General features: G+C 70.1%; 16 protein-coding genes. 4 read left to right on the top strand and 12 right to left on the bottom strand.

All coding sequences use genetic code 11. The features are described from left to right. Nucleotides 1–2: 2 nt before the first annotated feature. From JNUCC0626_RS12275 to JNUCC0626_RS12250, 6 genes are all read right to left on the bottom strand, one after another. Nucleotides 3–767 carry a citryl-CoA lyase gene (locus tag JNUCC0626_RS12275; protein WP_394619839.1) on the bottom strand — a complete coding sequence of 255 codons (765 nt, stop codon included), beginning with the start codon at nucleotides 765–767 and terminating at the stop codon, nucleotides 3–5. After that, nucleotides 764–1,891: a CaiB/BaiF CoA transferase family protein gene (locus tag JNUCC0626_RS12270; protein WP_394619838.1), complete on the bottom strand. Its 1,128-nt coding sequence runs from the start codon at nucleotides 1,889–1,891 to the stop codon at nucleotides 764–766. Before JNUCC0626_RS12270 ends, JNUCC0626_RS12275 begins: the two co-directional genes overlap by 4 nt. Continuing rightward, nucleotides 1,891–3,303 (bottom strand): amidohydrolase family protein, encoded by a 1,413-nt coding sequence (locus JNUCC0626_RS12265; protein ID WP_394619837.1) that lies wholly within the window; start codon nucleotides 3,301–3,303, stop codon nucleotides 1,891–1,893. The genes JNUCC0626_RS12270 and JNUCC0626_RS12265 overlap by 1 nt, the downstream gene beginning before the upstream one ends. Nucleotides 3,304–3,377: 74 nt before the next feature. After that, nucleotides 3,378–4,184, bottom strand: a complete 807-nt coding sequence (locus JNUCC0626_RS12260) for an IclR family transcriptional regulator domain-containing protein (protein ID WP_394619836.1) — start codon at nucleotides 4,182–4,184, stop codon at nucleotides 3,378–3,380. Nucleotides 4,185–4,211: 27 nt separating this feature from the next. After that, complete coding sequence (locus tag JNUCC0626_RS12255) at nucleotides 4,212–6,680, bottom strand: excinuclease ABC subunit UvrA (protein ID WP_394619835.1); 2,469 nt, start codon at nucleotides 6,678–6,680, stop codon at nucleotides 4,212–4,214. A gap of 160 nt (nucleotides 6,681–6,840) precedes the next feature. Next, complete coding sequence (locus JNUCC0626_RS12250) at nucleotides 6,841–7,806, bottom strand: TerC/Alx family metal homeostasis membrane protein (protein ID WP_394619834.1); 966 nt, start codon at nucleotides 7,804–7,806, stop codon at nucleotides 6,841–6,843. A 332-nt stretch (nucleotides 7,807–8,138) separates the two neighbouring features. On the opposite strand from JNUCC0626_RS12250, the gene JNUCC0626_RS12245 reads away from it, so the two are divergent. The 4 genes from JNUCC0626_RS12245 to JNUCC0626_RS12230 are packed head-to-tail and all read left to right on the top strand — an operon-like array spanning nucleotide 8,139 to nucleotide 12,007. Next, complete coding sequence (locus JNUCC0626_RS12245) at nucleotides 8,139–8,966, top strand: CPBP family intramembrane glutamic endopeptidase (protein WP_394619833.1); 828 nt, start codon at nucleotides 8,139–8,141, stop codon at nucleotides 8,964–8,966. After that, a complete protein-coding gene (locus tag JNUCC0626_RS12240; RefSeq protein WP_394619832.1) occupies nucleotides 8,963–10,087 on the top strand; it encodes a sensor histidine kinase in 1,125 nt (374 codons plus the stop codon). The genes JNUCC0626_RS12245 and JNUCC0626_RS12240 overlap by 4 nt, the downstream gene beginning before the upstream one ends. Further along, complete coding sequence (locus JNUCC0626_RS12235; RefSeq protein ID WP_394619831.1) at nucleotides 10,084–10,740, top strand: response regulator; 657 nt, start codon at nucleotides 10,084–10,086, stop codon at nucleotides 10,738–10,740. Before JNUCC0626_RS12240 ends, JNUCC0626_RS12235 begins: the two co-directional genes overlap by 4 nt. Before the next feature lie 58 nt (nucleotides 10,741–10,798). After that, the gene (locus tag JNUCC0626_RS12230) at nucleotides 10,799–12,007 is read left to right on the top strand and encodes a GDSL-type esterase/lipase family protein (RefSeq protein WP_394619830.1); all 1,209 of its coding nucleotides are present in this window, start codon (nucleotides 10,799–10,801) and stop codon (nucleotides 12,005–12,007) included. Here JNUCC0626_RS12230 and JNUCC0626_RS12225 read toward each other — a convergent pair. From JNUCC0626_RS12225 to JNUCC0626_RS12200, 6 genes are all read right to left on the bottom strand, one after another. Next, entirely contained in the window at nucleotides 12,004–12,564 is a 561-nt protein-coding gene (locus JNUCC0626_RS12225) for a hypothetical protein (RefSeq protein WP_394619829.1), read from the bottom strand. The two genes, JNUCC0626_RS12230 and JNUCC0626_RS12225, sit on opposite strands and share 4 nt — an antisense overlap. Then, nucleotides 12,561–13,913, bottom strand: coding sequence for a hypothetical protein (locus tag JNUCC0626_RS12220; protein WP_394619828.1), 1,353 nt, complete (start codon nucleotides 13,911–13,913; stop codon nucleotides 12,561–12,563). The genes JNUCC0626_RS12225 and JNUCC0626_RS12220 overlap by 4 nt, the downstream gene beginning before the upstream one ends. Next, nucleotides 13,910–14,650 carry an ABC transporter ATP-binding protein gene (locus JNUCC0626_RS12215; RefSeq protein ID WP_394619827.1) on the bottom strand — a complete coding sequence of 247 codons (741 nt, stop codon included), beginning with the start codon at nucleotides 14,648–14,650 and terminating at the stop codon, nucleotides 13,910–13,912. Before JNUCC0626_RS12215 ends, JNUCC0626_RS12220 begins: the two co-directional genes overlap by 4 nt. 83 nt (nucleotides 14,651–14,733) lie before the next feature. Then, nucleotides 14,734–15,492 carry an ABC transporter ATP-binding protein gene (locus tag JNUCC0626_RS12210; RefSeq protein ID WP_394619826.1) on the bottom strand — a complete coding sequence of 253 codons (759 nt, stop codon included), beginning with the start codon at nucleotides 15,490–15,492 and terminating at the stop codon, nucleotides 14,734–14,736. Continuing rightward, complete coding sequence (locus tag JNUCC0626_RS12205) at nucleotides 15,489–16,271, bottom strand: zf-HC2 domain-containing protein (protein ID WP_394619825.1); 783 nt, start codon at nucleotides 16,269–16,271, stop codon at nucleotides 15,489–15,491. The genes JNUCC0626_RS12210 and JNUCC0626_RS12205 overlap by 4 nt, the downstream gene beginning before the upstream one ends. Next, nucleotides 16,268–16,819, bottom strand: a complete 552-nt coding sequence (locus tag JNUCC0626_RS12200; RefSeq protein WP_394622023.1) for an RNA polymerase sigma factor — start codon at nucleotides 16,817–16,819, stop codon at nucleotides 16,268–16,270. The genes JNUCC0626_RS12205 and JNUCC0626_RS12200 overlap by 4 nt, the downstream gene beginning before the upstream one ends. Nucleotides 16,820–17,010 lie beyond the last annotated feature (191 nt).

Raw genomic sequence — 17,010 nt, 5'->3', positions numbered from 1 at the left:
GCTCACTCCTCGACAGGCGCGACTGACCTGGTGTTCGTGTCGACTGACAGGAAGATCTGGTTGGCGACGGGGTTGCGCAGCTCCTCGGCGAGCTGCCCGATCAACCCGGCCGTGCGGGCCAGCAACGCGAATCCCCGCAACAACTCCAGCGGCAGCCCGAGGTCGGCGAGCACCGCCCCGCACGTGCCGGCGCCGTTGAGCGGCAACGTCTTTCCGAGCACCTGCGGATGCACCCGGCCGATCGCCGCGAACAAGGAGAGGTGCGGCCCGACCAGGCCCTCTTCCTCGGCGATCTCGTAGAGGCGGGCGGTGCGCGGGTCGCCGTTCTTGTGCACGTGGTGGCCGAGCCCGGGGATGCGGGCTTTCCCTTGCGTTTGCAGGGTTTCCAACGCCAGCGCGTCCCAGTCGGTGGAGTCGGTGCCGCTGACGACCGAGTTCAGGAACCGCCCGGCGTCCTCGGTGACGCCGAGGAACCTCGACCCGCCACCGAGCAGTCCGGCCGCGAGCGCGCCCTGCACCGAGTCGGGCGCGGACAGCAGCGTGAGGCGGCTGACGATCGCGGTCGGCGTGAACCCGTGGTCGGCCAGCGCCGCCAGCACCGCCTCGAACAGCCTCGTCTCGCCGGCGCTCGGCCTGCGCTGGGTGGCGAGCCAGAACGCCAGCTCGCCGAAGCCGACGTTGCCCATCACGTCCCGGGCGAGATCCTTGCCCAGCAACGTGATCGTGTCGGTGGTCGACGCGCCGAGCGCCGTTTCGTAGACCGTCACTGCTCCTCTTTCAGCCATGCGCGCAGCTCTTCGCCGTGCTCGTCCAGGGCGGGCGGTGGCAGTTCGTACTCCGCCGGCGTCTGCGAGAACCGGATCGGGTGCCGCGTCGTCGGGACGTCCCCGACCACGACGACGGGGTCGAGCCCGAACCGCTCGGCCATCGCGAACCCGCCGTCGATCGTGTTGATCGGCCCGCACGGCACCCCGGCCGCCACCAGCAGGTCGAACCACTCCACCGCGCCGCGGGTGCGCAGCCGTTCCTCCAGCAGTGGCCGCAACTCCTCGCGGTTGCGGGTGCGGTCGGCGTTGCGGGCGAACCTCGGGTCGTCCGGGATCTCCGGCAACTCCAGGACCTCGCACAACCGCCGGAACTGGCCGTCGTTGGCGGCGGCGACGATCAGGTCGTTGTCGGCGGTCGGCAGCGGCTCGTACGGGAACACGCTGGGGTGCGCGTTGCCCATCCGGAACGGCACGACCCCACCGGCCACGAACGCCGAACTGTGGTTCACCAGGCCCGTCAACGCCGACGACAGCAGGTTGACCTCGACGAGCTGGCCGGTGCCGGTCGCGTCCCGGTGCCGCAACGCCGCGAGGATGCCGATCACCGCGTGGTTGCCCGCCATCACGTCGAACACCGAGATGCCCGCGCGGTACGGCGGGCCGTCCGGGTCGCCGGTCAGGCTCATCAGACCCGAGATCGCCTGCACCATCAGGTCGTAGCCGGGCACGTGACTGCCCGCCCCCGAGCCGAAACCGGTGATCGACGCGTAGACGACCCGCGGGTTCGCGGCGCTGACCGAGGCGTGGTCGAGGCCGTACTTGGCCAGGCCGCCGGGTTTGAAGTTCTCGATCACCACGTCCGCGCGCCGGGCCAGTTCGCGGCCCAGTGCGGCGTCTTCTTCCGAGCGCAGGTCGAGGGCGATCGACCGCTTGCCCCGGTTGATGCCGAGGTAGTAGGTCGAGACGTCCTCCCGCACGGGTGGCGTCCACGTGCGGGTCTCGTCCCCGGCCGGGCCCTCCACCTTGATCACCGAGGCGCCCATGTCGGCCAGCAGCATGGTCGCGTACGGGCCCGCCAGCACGCGGGAGAAGTCGGCGACGAGCAGTCCGTCGAGCGCACCCATCAGACGGACGTCCTGGTGTCGCCGCGGTACTCGGTGTAGGTGTACGGGTTGTCCAGCACCTTCGACTCCGGGATGTCGGGGTTCATGCCCTTCTGCCACGCCTCCTCGCCGAGCTGCGCGCGCAGGTGGTCGACGGTCTGCGACACCTGCGAGCGGATGGCGCCGAGGTCGACGCCGACGAGCTTGTGATCACGCTTCACGATCTTCCCGTTGACGATCACGGTGTCCACATCGGACCGTTGCGCCTGGAACGCCACGTGGCCGTACGGGTTGAGGATCGGGAACATCGCGGGGGAGTTCTCGTTGCGCAGCAACACGACGTCGGCCTTCTTGCCGACTTCGAGGCTGCCCAGGTCCGTCCGTCCCAACGCCTTCGCGCCACCCAGCGTCGCCCACTGCACCACCTGCTCGGCGCGCAACGCCGAGTGCGTGACGGTGTCGTTGTTGGCGTGCGCGGCCATGTGCTCACGGGACCGGTCGGCACCCAGCGTCGTGCGCATCGCCGAGAACAGGTCGCCGCTCCACCAGACCGAGGTGTCCATCGACAGCGACACCGGGATGCCGTGCTCGCGGATCGCCCAGGTGGGCGGGTAGCCCTGGCCCGCGCTCTGCTCGCTCTCGGTCGACACGGAGATCGACCCGCCGGTCGCCGCGATGCGGTGGTAGGAGTCGGCGGTCAGCGTCGCCGCGTGCACGTAGATCGACTCCGGCGTCATGAACCCGTTGTCGTGCATCAACCTGATGCCGTCGTCGTTCGTAGCGCCCCACACGCCCGCGTGCGTCGTGACGGGCACGCCGAGTTCGCGCGCCACCTCGAAGGCGGGCTTCTCCGGGAACGACGGGTCGCCGGTGACGTCGAACGCGAGCTGGAAACCCAGCATGTCGCCGCCGGTCATGCGCCGGGACACGAAGTCGCGGAACTCGGGCTTGGCCGTCCACGAGGCCGGGCTGTCCTGGATGTTCCCGTACGCCAGCACGAACCGGCCCGGCACCGCCTGCAACGCGTCCACGGCCGCATCTGCGTGGTCGGGGGTCTGCAGGCCGTGCGACCAGTCGACGGTCGTGGTGACCCCGGCGTCCAACGCCTCGGCGGCACCCAGGAGGTTGCCGGCGTGGATGTCCTGCGGCCGGAAGACCTTGCCCCACTCCAGGTAGTACCAGACGAAGTACTGCGTCAGCGTCCAGTCGGCGCCGTACCCGCGCATCGCCGTCTGCCACATGTGCCGGTGCGTGTCGATCATGCCCGGCATGACGATGCCATTGGTGGCGTCGACCTCGACGGTCCCCTCAGGCACCTCGAGCGCCGGACCGATCGCCGCGATCCGGTCGTCGACGACGAGGACGTCGTGGTCGGGCAGCGGCGGGCCCGCCATGGTCAGGACAGTGCCGTTTCTCAGGACGATGGAACTCATGAGGGAACTCCTTGACCGTCTGGCGGACAGGTGTCCGTTGAATCCTCAACCTTCTCCGGCGCCTGGTCAAGCCCTCAGGACGCGACGACCTCGTGCGGCACCGTGCCCAGCCGGGCGAAGTCCGCGCTGATCTCGCCCGCGACCTGCAACAGCAGCGGCAGGTGATGATCGACCATCTGCTCGACCGAGGTCTCCGACGCGTGGCAGTTGACGTTGATCCCGGCGATCACCGCGCCCGTCCCGTCCCGCAGCGGCGCCGCGATCGACCGGATGCCCAGCGCCAGCTGCTCGTCGGTCAACGCCCACCCGCGCGCCCGCACGTCCCGCAGTTCGGCGTCGCGCTCGGCCGGTTCGGGGTTCCAGCGCGAGGCGAGCCCGGACCGGGTCGGCTGCGCGAGAACGGCCTCCAGCTCGTCCGGCGGCAGTGCCGCCAGCTGTACTTTTCCGAGGGATGTGGGCAGGGCGGGGAAGCGCGTGCCGATCTGCACGGACAGCGTGACGATCTTCGGCACGGCCACGCGGGCGACGTAGACGATGTCCGAGCCGTCGAGCTGGGCGATCGACACCGACTCGTTCGTGCGCGCGCACAGCCGTTCCATGTGCGGGCGGGCCACGTCCCAGAGGCCCATCGAGCGCACGTACGCGACACCGAGTTCGAGCACCCTCGGGGTGAGTGCGAAGCCGGCCTCGCTCTGCCGTGCGTACCCGAGTTCGACCAGGGTGAGCAGGATGCGGCGGGTGGTCGGCCGGGCCAGGTCGGTGGCGGCGGCGACCTCGCTCAGCGTCATCACCGGGCGCAACGGCCCGAAGGCGCGGATCACGTCAAGGCCGCGGGCCAGTGCCTCGATGAAGTCGGGGCCGGTGTCAGGGCGAGCAGGCATGTGCCCACGATAACGGACAGGTGTCCGTTACGGCTGGAGGTGCTTGCCCAGGTACTGGCCGGTGAGGCTGCGCGGCTCGGACACCACCGACGACGGCGTGCCCGCCGCGACGATCGTGCCGCCCGCCGCCCCACCACCCGGCCCCATGTCCACCACGTAGTCGGCGTTGGCGATCAGGTCGAGGTCGTGCTCGATGACCACCACCGTCGCGCCCCGGTCCGTCAGCCTCCCGATCACCGCCAGCAGCGTGCGGACGTCGAGCGGGTGCAGGCCGACGCTGGGTTCGTCCAGCACGAACAGCGCGTCCGACTGGTCGCGGTCGAGCTCGGAGGCGAGCTTCAGCCGTTGTGCCTCCCCGCCGGACAACGCGGTCGTCGCCTCGCCCAGGGTCAGGTAACCCAGGCCGAGGTCGATCAACGACTGGAGCCGGGTGCGCACCTTCCGCAGGCCCCGCACGTGGTCGACGGCCTGCCGCACGGTCAGCGCGAGCAGCCCCGGCAACGTGATCCCGTCGCGGACGTACGCGCATGCGGCGGGGGAGTAGCGGGTGCCGCCGCAGTCCGGGCAGGCGATGTCGACGTCCGGCAGGAACTGCACGTCGAGCGAGATCTCCCCGGTGCCCTCGCAGCGCGGGCAGCGCAACGACCCGGTGTTGTAGGAGAAGTCGCTCGCGGTCAGCCCGTCCGCCACCGCCGCGTAGGCACGCCGGAGGTCGTCGAGCACACCGCTGTAGGTGGCGACGGTCGAGCGGACGTTGACGCCGATCGGGGTCGCGTCGACGACGTTCACCCTGGTGATCGCGCCGGCGTCGACCTCCGCGACCCACGCGGGCGGCCGTTCGCCGGAGTTCTTGGCCCGCACCGCCGGCACGAGACTCTCCAGCACCAGCGTGGTCTTGCCCGACCCGGAGACACCGGTGACAGCGGTCAGCCGCCCCACCGGGAGGTCGAGCGAGAGGGCATGAACGGTGTGCACCGGCCGGGTGGCCAGGTGGATGCGCCCGTGTTCGAACAGGTCGAGCGCGCGGTCCCGCACGACCACGGACTCGCGGCCGACGAGGAAGCCGCCCAGCAACGAGTCGGGGTCGTCCGCGAGCGACGCCACGGTGCCGGTCGTCAGCACCCGCCCGCCCTCCGCGCCGGAGCCCGGGCCGATCTCGATCAGCCAGTCTGCCTCGCGCAGCACCTGCACGTCGTGGTCCACCAGTACCACGGAGTTGCCGTCCCGCAACAGGTCCCGCACCACGCCGAGCAGTCCGTCCACGTTGGACGGATGCAGCCCGATCGACGGTTCGTCGAGGACGTAGAGCACCCCGGTCGTCTCGTTGCGCACCGCCCGCGCGAGCTGGACGCGTTGCCGTTCGCCGGTCGACAGGGTCGAGGACGCCCGGTCCAGGCTCAGGTAGCCGAGCCCGAGTTCGACCAGCCGCCGCGCGGTGCCCAACAGCTGGGCGGCGATGCTCCGGCCCATCGCGAACATGTCCTCGGGCAGGGATTTCACCACGAGCGGAACCCAGGCGACCAGGTCGTCCAGGGTCTTGGCAGTGGCCTCGGCGAGGTTGATGCCGTCGACCTGCGGGGTGAGGGCGGCGGGGGAGAGCCGGGTGCCGTGGCAGGTCGGGCAGGTCTGGGTGCTGATGAACCGGTTGACGCGGTTGAGGCCGCGTTCGGTGGTGGCGTTGTCCAACGCCTCCCGCACGGCGAGCCGCGCGTTGCGGTAGGTGAAGTTCAGGTCGAACAGCCGACCGGCCTTCGACGGCACCCGGATCTGCCGCTTCTCGGCCGGGCCGTTCATGACGATCTCGCGTTCGGCGTCGGTCAGGTCGGCGTACGGCACGTCGGTGCGCACCCCGAACTCACCGATCACCTCGGGCATGATCGACAGCCCGAACATGCCCCACGGCGCGACGGCACCCTGCGCGATCGTCAACGACGGATCGGGCACCAGCCGGTCGTCGTCCACCTCCCGCACCACGCCAGTGCCCGAGCAGTGCGGGCACGCGCCGTCGGAGTTGAACGCCAGCGCCTCCGCACCAGGAGGCGAGAAGGCCACCCCGCACACCGGACAGGTCATGCCGAGTTCCGCCGCCACGTTGATCGACGGCTCCTGCCGGTGCCCGTTGGGGCACACGTGCGAGGCGAGCCGGGAGAACAGCAACCGCAGCACGTTCAGCAGCTCGGTCGAGGTGCCGAACGTGCTCCGAACCCCCGGCACGCCCGGCCGTTGCCGCAACGCGAGCGCGGCCGGGACGTGCCGCACGCTGTCCACCGCTGCCCGCGGCGCCTGGGACATCCGGCGCCGCGTGTACGTCGACAACGCCTCGATGTAGCGCCGCGAGCCTTCCGCGTAGAGCACGCCCATCGCGAGCGACGACTTGCCCGACCCGGACACACCGGCGATCGCGACGAGCTTGCGCAACGGCACCGTGACGTCGACGTCGCGCAGGTTGTGCACCCGCGCGCCCCGCACCTCGATGGCCAGAGGCTGTTCCTGCATGCACCGAACCTAGGCCACGTCCTGGGAGTCTCGCCCGCGATAGTCGCGGCCTACGGTCTGGAGGCCAGCACCGCGCAGGCGATCACCAGTGCGGACAGCACGAGCAGTGTCACGCTGACGTCGACGAGGAAATCGAGCAGGCGCGCGGTGGCCATGGCGATCAGTCCAAACTGGCTGGTTCCTTGCGGTTGGCACGGAGGCTGGTGAGGGTGACGACCCCCAGCGTGGCCACGATGACGGCCAGCGACACGGGCGTCGGGATCGTCGGGACGGACGGCCACACGTCGTGCGCCCAGTGCAGCACCAGCTTCACGCCGATGAACGCCAGGATGAGCGCGAGGCCGTGGTTGAGGTGCACGAGCTTGGCCAGCGCCGAGTGCAGCACGAAATACAGGGCACGCAGGCCGAGCAGCGCGAACGCGTTGGTGGTGAAGACCAGGTACGGGTCCTCGGTGATGCCGTAGACGGCGGGCACCGAGTCGATCGCGAACACGACGTCGGTCGCGAAGATCGCCACCACGACGATGGCGAGCGGGGTGAGGGCGCGGCGGCCCTGCTCGCGGACGATCATCTTCGTGCCGCGGTAGTCGTCGGTGACCGGCATCAGCCTGCGCAGCAACCGCACGGACCGCATCTTCGACGTGTCCTTGGCCTCGGGTTCGCCTGCCAGCGCGGCGTGCAGGATCTTCACCGCCGACGCGAGCAGTACCAGGCCGAACACCAGGAACGCCCAGGTGCCCGCCGACAGCATCGCCGCACCGGCTGCGATGAAGATGCCGCGCAGCACTAGAGCGCCGACGATGCCGTAGAGCAGCACGCGTTGCTGGATCTCGCTGGGGACGCTGAACGCCGCGAGCAGCAGCATGAACACGAACAGGTTGTCGACGGAGAGGGACTTCTCCACCACGAACCCGGTGATGAACTCCAGCGACTGGCCGCTGCCGAACTCGTACCAGAGCCAGAGGCCGAACACGAACGGCAACGCCAGGTAGAAGATCGACCAGCCGGCCGCTTCCTTGATCGACACCTCGTGCGGGCGCCGGGTGACCAGGAAGTCGACGACCAGCAGGCCGAGCAGCACCGCGATGCTGATGAACCACAGAGCGGGGGATGCCACGGAGTGCACGGGCAGGGACCTCCTCGAACAAGATCGTTCGAGGTCTCCTTCACCCCTGGTGGGGCGGCCTCCCGGGGACACCGCTGGGGACGTCCGTACTGACCGGGCAGGCGCTTGGGAAGTACTCCCCTCGCCGGACAGCATAGGTAAAGGAATGGTAATGCTCAAGTAACCCGATAGTGGGGTGGATCTCAGGGCGCGGGAGGTTTGGGTGGCGTGGTCACCACGGGTGGGACGGTGAGAGCTCGCGCCTATCAACGCCGTGTCCCCCGTGCGAGCTACACGCAGGTGTCCACCGCGCGGGGACGTGCCGGAGCGGCGTGATCCCTAGCGTTTCGGCCATGCGAATTCTGTTGCAGATCGTCGTGGTGGTGGCGGTGTCCTGGGTGGCCGGCACCGGGGTGCAGGCGCTTGGCTGGAACTGGCCGTTGACGCTGGTCGTCGGCCTGCTGGCGGCCGTGCTGGCGGTGGTCGCGTACGGCTGGATCGTGCGGAAGACCGAGAACCGCGAACCCACCGAGGTGGCGTGGGCGACCGCGCCTGGGGCGTTGAGCCGGGGCGTGCTGATCGGGTTGCTGATGTTCGTGGCGGTGATCGTCAACATCGCGTTCCTCGGCGGGTACGAGGTGCGCGGACTCGGGTCGGTCACGGGTGCGCTGGCGATCTTCGGGTTCATGGCGGCGGTCGCGGTGACCGAGGAGTTGATGTTCCGCGGCCTGTTGTTCCGGTTGGTGGAACAACGCTTCGGCACGTGGATCTCGTTGACGCTGAGCGGTGTGCTGTTCGGGTTCGCGCACTTCTTCAACGCCAACGCGACGCTCTGGACGTCGCTCGCCATTGCAGTCGAAGCCGGGTTCATGCTGGCCGCCGCGTACGCCGCGACTCGCAACCTGTGGGTGCCGATCGGGGTGCACTTCGCCTGGAACTACGCGCAGGGCGGCATCTTCAGCACGAGCGTGTCCGGGCAGGACGCGCCGCAGGGGCTGCTGGACGGCGTCACGTCCGGTCCGTCGATCGTGACCGGTGGCGCGTTCGGGCCCGAGGCCAGCATCTACTCGGTGGGGGTCGGCGTCGCGGTGACCGTGGTGTTCCTGTGGCTCGCGAAGCGCCGGGGCAACCTCGTGCCCCGCGGTGGCCGCACCGCCCCGGCCGCTACCCTCGGCGCGTGATCAGCCTCGAGCGTTGGCGCGCCTTGGACGTCCGCGTCCAGGACGCGCCGATCGCGCTGGCGCTCGTCGTCGGATCGCTGATCCCCGCGTTGCACAGCAAGGGAACCCAGCTCGGGGAGCTGCCGACCCGGCCGTTCGACTGGCTGGCGATCCTGGTGATCGCGGTCGAGGCCCTGCCGCTGGTGTTCCGCCGCAAGTGGCCCCTCGTGGTGCTCGCACTGGTGTCCGCGGCGTTCGTCGTCGACCAGCTGCGCGGCTATCACACCGTGGCGGGGACGGCGTTGCCGATCGCGTTGATCAGCGCGGGACTGCACCTGGACCGCGACCGGCGCGCGGTGGTGATCGCGGCCTCCGCGGCCTACCTGGGGCTGGCGGTGGCGCTGGACCTCAGCGGGTCCACCGAGGGCGTGGCCGGGTTCGTCACCTTCTACCTGGCGCTGGCGGCGGCGTGGGCGATCGGGGCGTGGCTGCGGCTCTCGCGCAGTGCCGAGGCCGAACGACGGCAGCACGTCGCGGTGGCCACCCGCGTCGCCGAACGGACATTGATCGCCCGCGAACTGCACGACGTCGTGACGCACCACGTCACGGCGATGGTCGTGCAGGCGGAGGCGGCACGCTACTTGTCCGCGGCACCGGAAAAACTGGACCAGACGCTCCAGGCGATCACCGACACCGGGCGGCGCTCGCTCACGGACCTGCGGCACCTGCTCGACCTGCTGAACCCCGACCACAGCCCCGAACAGGTCGGCGACCTGCGGATGCTGGTCGAGCAGACCCGCCTGGCCGGGCAGCCGGTCGAGTTCGCCGAGGAGGGCGAGGCGACCGGCGACGCGGGCAGTGCCGAGGCCGTGGCGTACCGGGTGGTGCAGGAGGCGTTGACGAACGCGCTGAAGTACGCGCACGGCAACGCGACGAACGTGTACGTGCGGTACGGCGAAAGGGACATCACGGTGGAGGTCGGCACGGAGGGCGCCGCGTCGTCCAGTCCGGTCGGGGGCAGCGGTCGCGGGTTGGCCGGGCTGCGTGAGCGCGTGGACGTGCTCGGCGGCGAGTTCTCGGCGGGCCGGAGCGGCGGAGGGTTCGTGGTGAAGGCCCGGATCCCGGCGGGGAACCCGGCGTGACCGCACCGGTGCGCGTGCTCGTGTGCGACGACCAGGCGCTCATCCGCACGGGGTTCGCGACGATCATCGACGCCCAGCCCGACCTGGAGGTGGTGGCCGAGTGCGGGGACGGGCGCGCGGCGGTGGACCTCGCCGGGCGGCTGCGGCCCGACGTGGTCGTGATGGACGTGCGGATGCCGGTGCTCGACGGCATCGGGGCGACCCGGTTGCTGGCGGGCGCCGGCGTGCCCGACCCGATCAAGGTTCTCGTGGTCACGACCTTCAACCTGGACGAGTACGTCTACGAGGCGTTGCGGGCCGGGGCGAGCGGGTTCCTGTTGAAGGACGCGCCGCCGGCCCAGTTGCTGCACGGCATCCGGACGGTCGCGAGCGGTGCCGCGTTGCTGGCGCCCGAGGTGACGCGGCAGCTCGTCGGGCGGTTCGCGGCGCGCATCCGGCCCGCCGAGGAGGTCGCGGAGTCGCAGCTCGCGCCCCGGGAGCTGGAGGTGTTGCGGCTGATCGCGGAGGGCCTGTCGAACAGCGAGATCGCGGCGGCGCTGGTGATCAGCCAGGAGACGGTGAAGACCTACGTGTCGCGCATCCTGACCAAGCTCGACCTGCGGGATCGGGTGCAGGCGGTCGTTTATGCGTATCGGCGCGGGCTCGTCAACTGACCTTATCGAGCGATTACGAGACGTGACCTCTTCGTCACGAGGCGGTAAGAACCTCGGCATGAGAACTCCTGCGCTCGTGTCGACCGTGCTCGCCGTTGGTGCCCTGCTCACGCCCGTTGCCGAAGCCGACCGTCCGGTGTGGTTCACGTCGTGGGCGCAGTCGCAGCAGCACCTCGCGCCCGTGACCTTGCACGACCAGTCGATGCGGATGATCACGCACCTGAGTCAGGGCGGTAGTGCGGTCCGGATCCGGGTGCAGAACACGTTCGGTAAGACGCCCTTGACGATCGACCGCACGACCGTGGCGTTGAGTGCCGGTGGCGCGGCCGTGGACGGGACGCGGGACGTGACGTTCGAGGGGCGCCGGTCGGTGACGATCCCCGCCGGTGGCGAGATGTGGAGCGACCGGACCACTCTCGTGTCGACACCGGGCGCGGACCTCGCGGTGAGCATGCACGTCGCCGGGGACGTCGTGCCCGGACGGCACGAGTCGGCGTTCCGCGACAACTACCTGACGCCGTCGGGCGCGGGGGACAAGACCACCGACAAGGGTGGCGCTTTCACGGAGAAGGTCCAGTCGACGTACGTGGTCAGCGCGGTCGACGTGGTGAATCCTCGGCTGCGCGGGACGGTCGTGCCGTTCGGCAGTTCGGTGGTGGACGGCGTGGGCAGCACGAACTGCGGGCCTGGGTGCACCGAGATCGGGACGAACAAGCGGTGGACCGACGTGCTGGCCCGCCGGATCGTCGCGTCCGGCGGCCCTCAGTTCGCCGTCGCCAACGCCGGGATCAGTGGCACGACCAGCGCGGTGTGTCCGCGCACCCCGGCGCCGTTCGTCGGGCTGGACGCGATGACGCGGCTGGAACGGGACGTGCTCGCGTTGCACGGTGTCACGGACGTCATCTACTACTACGGCACGAACGACCTCGCGAACGGCTGCACGGCCGCTGAGATCGTGGCGAGCTATCGGGCGGTGTTCGAGCGGCTGCGCAAGGACGGGATCGCCGTGCACGTCACGCCGATCACGCCGCGTCCCGGGTACAGCGACCAGAACAACGTCGACCGGCACGCCGTCAACGACTTCGTGAAGCGCGGCGGCGACTGCTCGGACGCCTGCGCGACGGTGCAGGACTTCGACCAGGTGCTGGAGGACCCGATCCGGCCGAACGCCGTCAACCCGCGCTACGACACGGGCGACGGCGTTCACGCGAACATCACCGGACAGCAGGCGATCGCGGACTACATCGCGCTGGAGACCCTCGTTTAACGGCTGCCTTTGACGCTGTAGGCCGTGACACCGGCCGCGAACAGGATCGCGGCCGTCCACGTCGTCACGGCGTCGTCGGGGGAACCGAGCGGCCACGAGACGATCCTGGCCGTGAGGGACTCGCCCGGCCGCATGATCGCCGCCACCGCCCACCACAGCACCGGGGCGGTGGCGGCGAGCCTCGCTCCGGCGAAGGTCGCCGCCAGCCCGGCCAGACCGATCATGCCCGCCGTGTCGCGCACGACGAACGTGGCGCTGGACGGCTCGTATCCCAGTTCCTGTACCAGAAGTACCGCCGCGGTGGCGGCGAGCGTGGCGAGCAGGAGGTGCGCCAGCCGCCAGAACGGCCAGGGCACAGCGGTGGAGGCGTCGAGTTCCGGGTCCTGGCCCGCGAGGCCGACGGTGGCCACCAGCACGGCGGCCAGGCAGGTCAGCGACGCGCTCAGCGGTGTCCACGGCGAGTGCAGCGCGGACCACGCGATCAGCACCACGACGGGGAGGACGACCAGGGCGGACGGGATGTTGCGGGAGCGGGCGTACAGCGTGAGAGGCCTCATCGGCCCGCCTTCAGCACGTCCACCATGCGTTCGGCGTCCTCGCACGCCAGCATCATCCGCCGCACCTCGGTGATCCTGGCCAGCTGTTCGCCGGCGGGCTGGGCGCGGAACCGCTGCCACGTCTGGTCGATCTCGCCACGGAGTTGGCCGTTCGTCCACATGAGAGGCTCGGAGGCGAGCTTCGCGAGGTCGCCGTTGAAGTACCCGGCGGTGATGTAGCGGACGGTTCCTTCGAAGGTGTTGAAGGAGTTTGGTGCGTCGCAGGAGGCGACTCCCGCTCCGGAGAGCAGTTCGAGGCGGATCTCGTCCGCGGACATCGCGAGCGTCCTGGGATAGCCCGTGGTCTTCAGGTAGACGATCTGCTGGCTTCGTTGCGGTGCCGTGAGATGCGCCATCGCGGACGTGTCCTCGTGGACGGCCTTCGGTGCGCCGGGCAGCACGGCGAGCTTGGCCAGCGCCGCCTTGCCCGCCTCGGCGACGGCCGGGAGGCGGTCGGCGTGCACCTGGCCGACGCAGACGTCGTCGTCGCACACCAGCTTGCTCGCGATGGAGTCGGGCACGAGCACGTCGGAGTACTTGGTCGGCATGATCGACAGCGCGAGGGCCAGCGCCAGGCCGGCCGGGACCAGCGCGGCGAGGCGGCCGAGCAGGCCACGCGCCACGAGCAGCAGGAACGCCGTCGCGCCGAGACCGGTGAACCACGCGAGCTGGCCCAGGTCGACCGACGTGGAGGTGGTCACGAGGTCCGAGCTCGGCGGGTTCATGACGGGGGTGAGCAGGGCGAGCGCGGAGATCTCGTCGCCGGGGGAGCGGACTTCGAGCGCCCGGCCCCCTGTCGTCGCAACCATGAACGTTGCCACGAGCGCCACCGGGACGGTCAGCGGGTGCGGCAGCAGCCTGCCGATCGCGAGGCCCAGCAGCGTGCTCGACGCGAGCGCCAGGATCGCGGTCAGGGCGAGCGGGACGAACCCGATCGACACGAACCCGCCGTGGAACACGACCCGTGCGACCAGACCCGCGCACAGCAGGGCCGTCGCCACCGCCACGACGCCCGCGACCGAGCCCGCGAGCGTGCCGAGCCGCTTCCAGGTGGGTTTCGCCGTGGTGGCGAACAGTTCGGTGACGCCCGCCCGGCTGTCGCGCATCCCCTGCAGGGTGGCCAGTCCGACGACGAGCGCCCAGACGTAGGCGATCGGCAGGCGGAGTTCGAGCAGGGCCGACGTGGAGTTGCCCTTCCAGAGCGAGCCCTCCGACGTGATGAGCCACAGCATTCCGCCGCCGGACACCAGGACCAGCAGGCCTGCCCAGAGCGCGGTCGAGCGGCGCAGTTCGATGCGCAGTCCGGTCACCAGGCACCTCCGGCGTTCGCGCTGATCAACGCCGAGTAGCCGCGTTCGATAGGGCTGTCGCCGACGTGCGCGTCCGTGCCGGCGTTCGTGAGGTCGCGCGGAGTTCCCTGGAACACCAGCGATCCCTCGTTCACGAGCACGACGTCCGTGCAGGCCGCCGCGACGTCCTCGACCAGGTGGGTGGAGATCAGCACGCAACTCCGTTGCCCCAGTTCGGCGACGAGTTCGCGGAACCTGAGCCGTTGCGCGGGATCGAGGCCGACCGTGGGTTCGTCGAGCAGCAGGAGTTCCGGGTCGTTCACGATGGCCTGCGCGATGCCGACCCTCCTGACCATGCCGCCGGACAACGACTTCATGCGGTCGTCCGCGCGGTCTGCCAGACCGACGCGGTCGAGTGCGCTGTGGACGGCCTTCGGGATCTCCTTGGCGGGCATCTCCTTCAGCCACGCCAGGTACTCCACGAACTCCCGCACCTTGAACCGCTTGTAGTAGCCGAAGTGCTGGGGCAGATAGCCGAGCTTGCGGCGCACCGCCTTGAAGTCGTTGCTGCCGAGCAGTTGCAGCGTGCCGCTGGTCGGCTGCTGCACGGTGGCGAGCGTGCGGATCAACGTCGTCTTCCCCGCGCCGTTCGGTCCGAGCAGCCCGTGCACGCCCTGACCGAGGCTCAGGCTGAGCCCGTCCACCGCGTTGCGCTTTCCTTTGCGCACCACCAGGGTGTCGGTTTCGATCGCCCGCATCCTGTTCTCCCTCAAGTGTTTTCCGCTTCACCCGGCTAGACGGCGGTGCGGCCCTGCGGGTTCTCCGGATGCTGTGACTTGGGTCACCACGTACCGGGGCGGTGGGGGAGGCCGAGCACGGCGCTGTAGCCGCGTTCGATCGGGCTGTCGCCGGGATGCTGTGCTGCGCCTCGGTTCTTGAGGTCGTCCGGTGTGCCCTGGAAGACGAGTTTCCCCTGGGACAGCAGGACCACGTCGGTGCACGCGGCGGCGACGTCCTCGACCAGGTGCGTGGACACGACCACGCACGCGTCGGTGCCGACTTCGCCGAGCAGCTCGCGGAACCTGAGCCGTTGCGCGGGATCGAGGCCCGCGGTCGGTTCGTCGAGCAGCAGGATCTCCGGGTCGTTGACGATCGCCTGCGCGATGCCGACCCTGCGGATCATGCCGCCTGACAACGTCTTCATCCTGTCGTCGGCCCGGTCCGCGAGCCCGACCCGGTCGATCGCCCTCTGCGTCGCCGCGGGGATGTCGCGCATCTCCTTGAGCCACGCCACGTACGCGACGAACTCCCGGACCGTGAACCGCTTGTAGTGCCCGAACTCCTGCGGCAGGTACCCGACCCGTTTCCGGAGCTCTCGCGATTCCAGGCCACCCAACAGGTTCAGCTCGCCCGCAGTGGGTTTGAGGACGGTCGCGAGCGTGCGGATGAGCGTCGTCTTGCCCGCGCCGTTGGGCCCCAGGAGCCCATGCACGCCACGCCCCATCTTCAGGGTGACGCCGTCGACGGCCATCCTCTTCCCGGCCTTGACCCTGAGGTGCTCGGCCGCGATCTCCCAGGCGTACGTGGTGGGCGCGGTCATCGGGTGGCCTCCAGCCGTGTGAACGTCATCCTGCGCGCCACGATCACCACGACGCTGACCGCCAGCACGGCCGCCCACACCGGAGCGCTCTTCGGGTCGAACGCCGTGGACGTCCTCGTGAACGCGATCGTCGGCGCCACGATCACGACGGCCCACGTCGCGATCAGCGTGATGGCCGCCCGCGTGACACCGATGAGCGTGCCGAGCGCGAGCGTGCCGAGCGTGAACGCCAGACACGGCAGCAACCACCGCGCGAACCCGACACCCGTGACGAGGCCCGCAACGGCCAGGCCGGGGATGAGCACGCCCAGCACCGCCGCCGTCCTGCGGAACACCAGCGGCAACCCGGCCCGAGGCGTGGCGGCAGCCACCTCGTACGCGGGATCCAGCGCCCGGCTCCACGACGCCGCCACCCCCAGCACCGGCAACACCGGTGCGATCAGCAGCACCACCGACACCCGATCACCCACCGCGAACCCGACCCGGTCCAGCACCACGGCCACCGCGGTCACCAGCAAGATCATCGCAAGCCACGGTCCGGCCGCCGGCGAAACCCACCAGTACCGCCGCCTCGATCGGGGCATCTGCGGGGTGCGTTCGAGCTGAGGCACGAGCTCAGCCCACACGGCCTCGGCGATCGGCTCGGGCGCCAGTCTTCCGCGGCAGGGCGCACACGTCTCCAGGTGCGCCTCCACCGCCCACAACTGATCAGCGGCGATGTCGGCATCACCACGCGCATACCGCCGCAACAACGGCTCGGACGGGTGGTTCGTGCTCATGCCAATGCCTCCCTCATCGCGATCCGGGCACGCCGGGCCCGAGTCTTGACGGTCCCCTCCGGCACGCCGAGCAACACCGACGTCTCCCGCACCGACAACCCGTCCAACACCATCGCCTGCAACACCTGCCGCAACTCAGGAGCGAGCCGCCGCAACGCGTCCCCCACCTCGTCCCCGACGACCCCGTCCAACACGGCCTCCTCAGCCCCAGGCGTCGAATGTTCGGGAGCGGCCGTGGCAGGAGGCGAGGCGTGATGGGCCCGCCGCCGGAACGCGTCGATCAACCGCCGCGCCGCGATCGTCCACAACCACCCGACCGCACTTCCGCCGGCAGCGGCCCCGGCAAAGGCGTCAGCCGCCCGCCACACCGCGAGATAGGTCTCCTGCAGCACCTCGGCGACGACCTGGTCGTCCGAACACCGCCTGCGCAACCGCACCGTCAACCACGGCGACGTCCGCCGGTACAGCTCCTCGAACGCACGCCGATCACCCCGTGCGACACGGCGCACGAGCTGCTCCTCGTCGAGGTCGGCCGGCTCACCCCGGATGGCTCTCACACTCCGCAAGACGTCGAGATCGCGATCGAGGTTCTCGCGAGCACGTGACGTGCGCCACCCCAAGCTTCGCTATTGCTTCAGTGCAGACCAAAAGGAATGCTCGGGCCGTGGTCAAGGCCGCAGACAGGTCAGGAACACGCATCAGCCACGACTCACCACCAAGGCGAAGCCGCCGTCTCGCC

The organism is Lentzea sp. JNUCC 0626 (assembly GCF_043632865.1).
Classification (GTDB): domain Bacteria; phylum Actinomycetota; class Actinomycetes; order Mycobacteriales; family Pseudonocardiaceae; genus Lentzea.
This window is presented reverse-complemented; position numbering and strand designations above follow the sequence as displayed.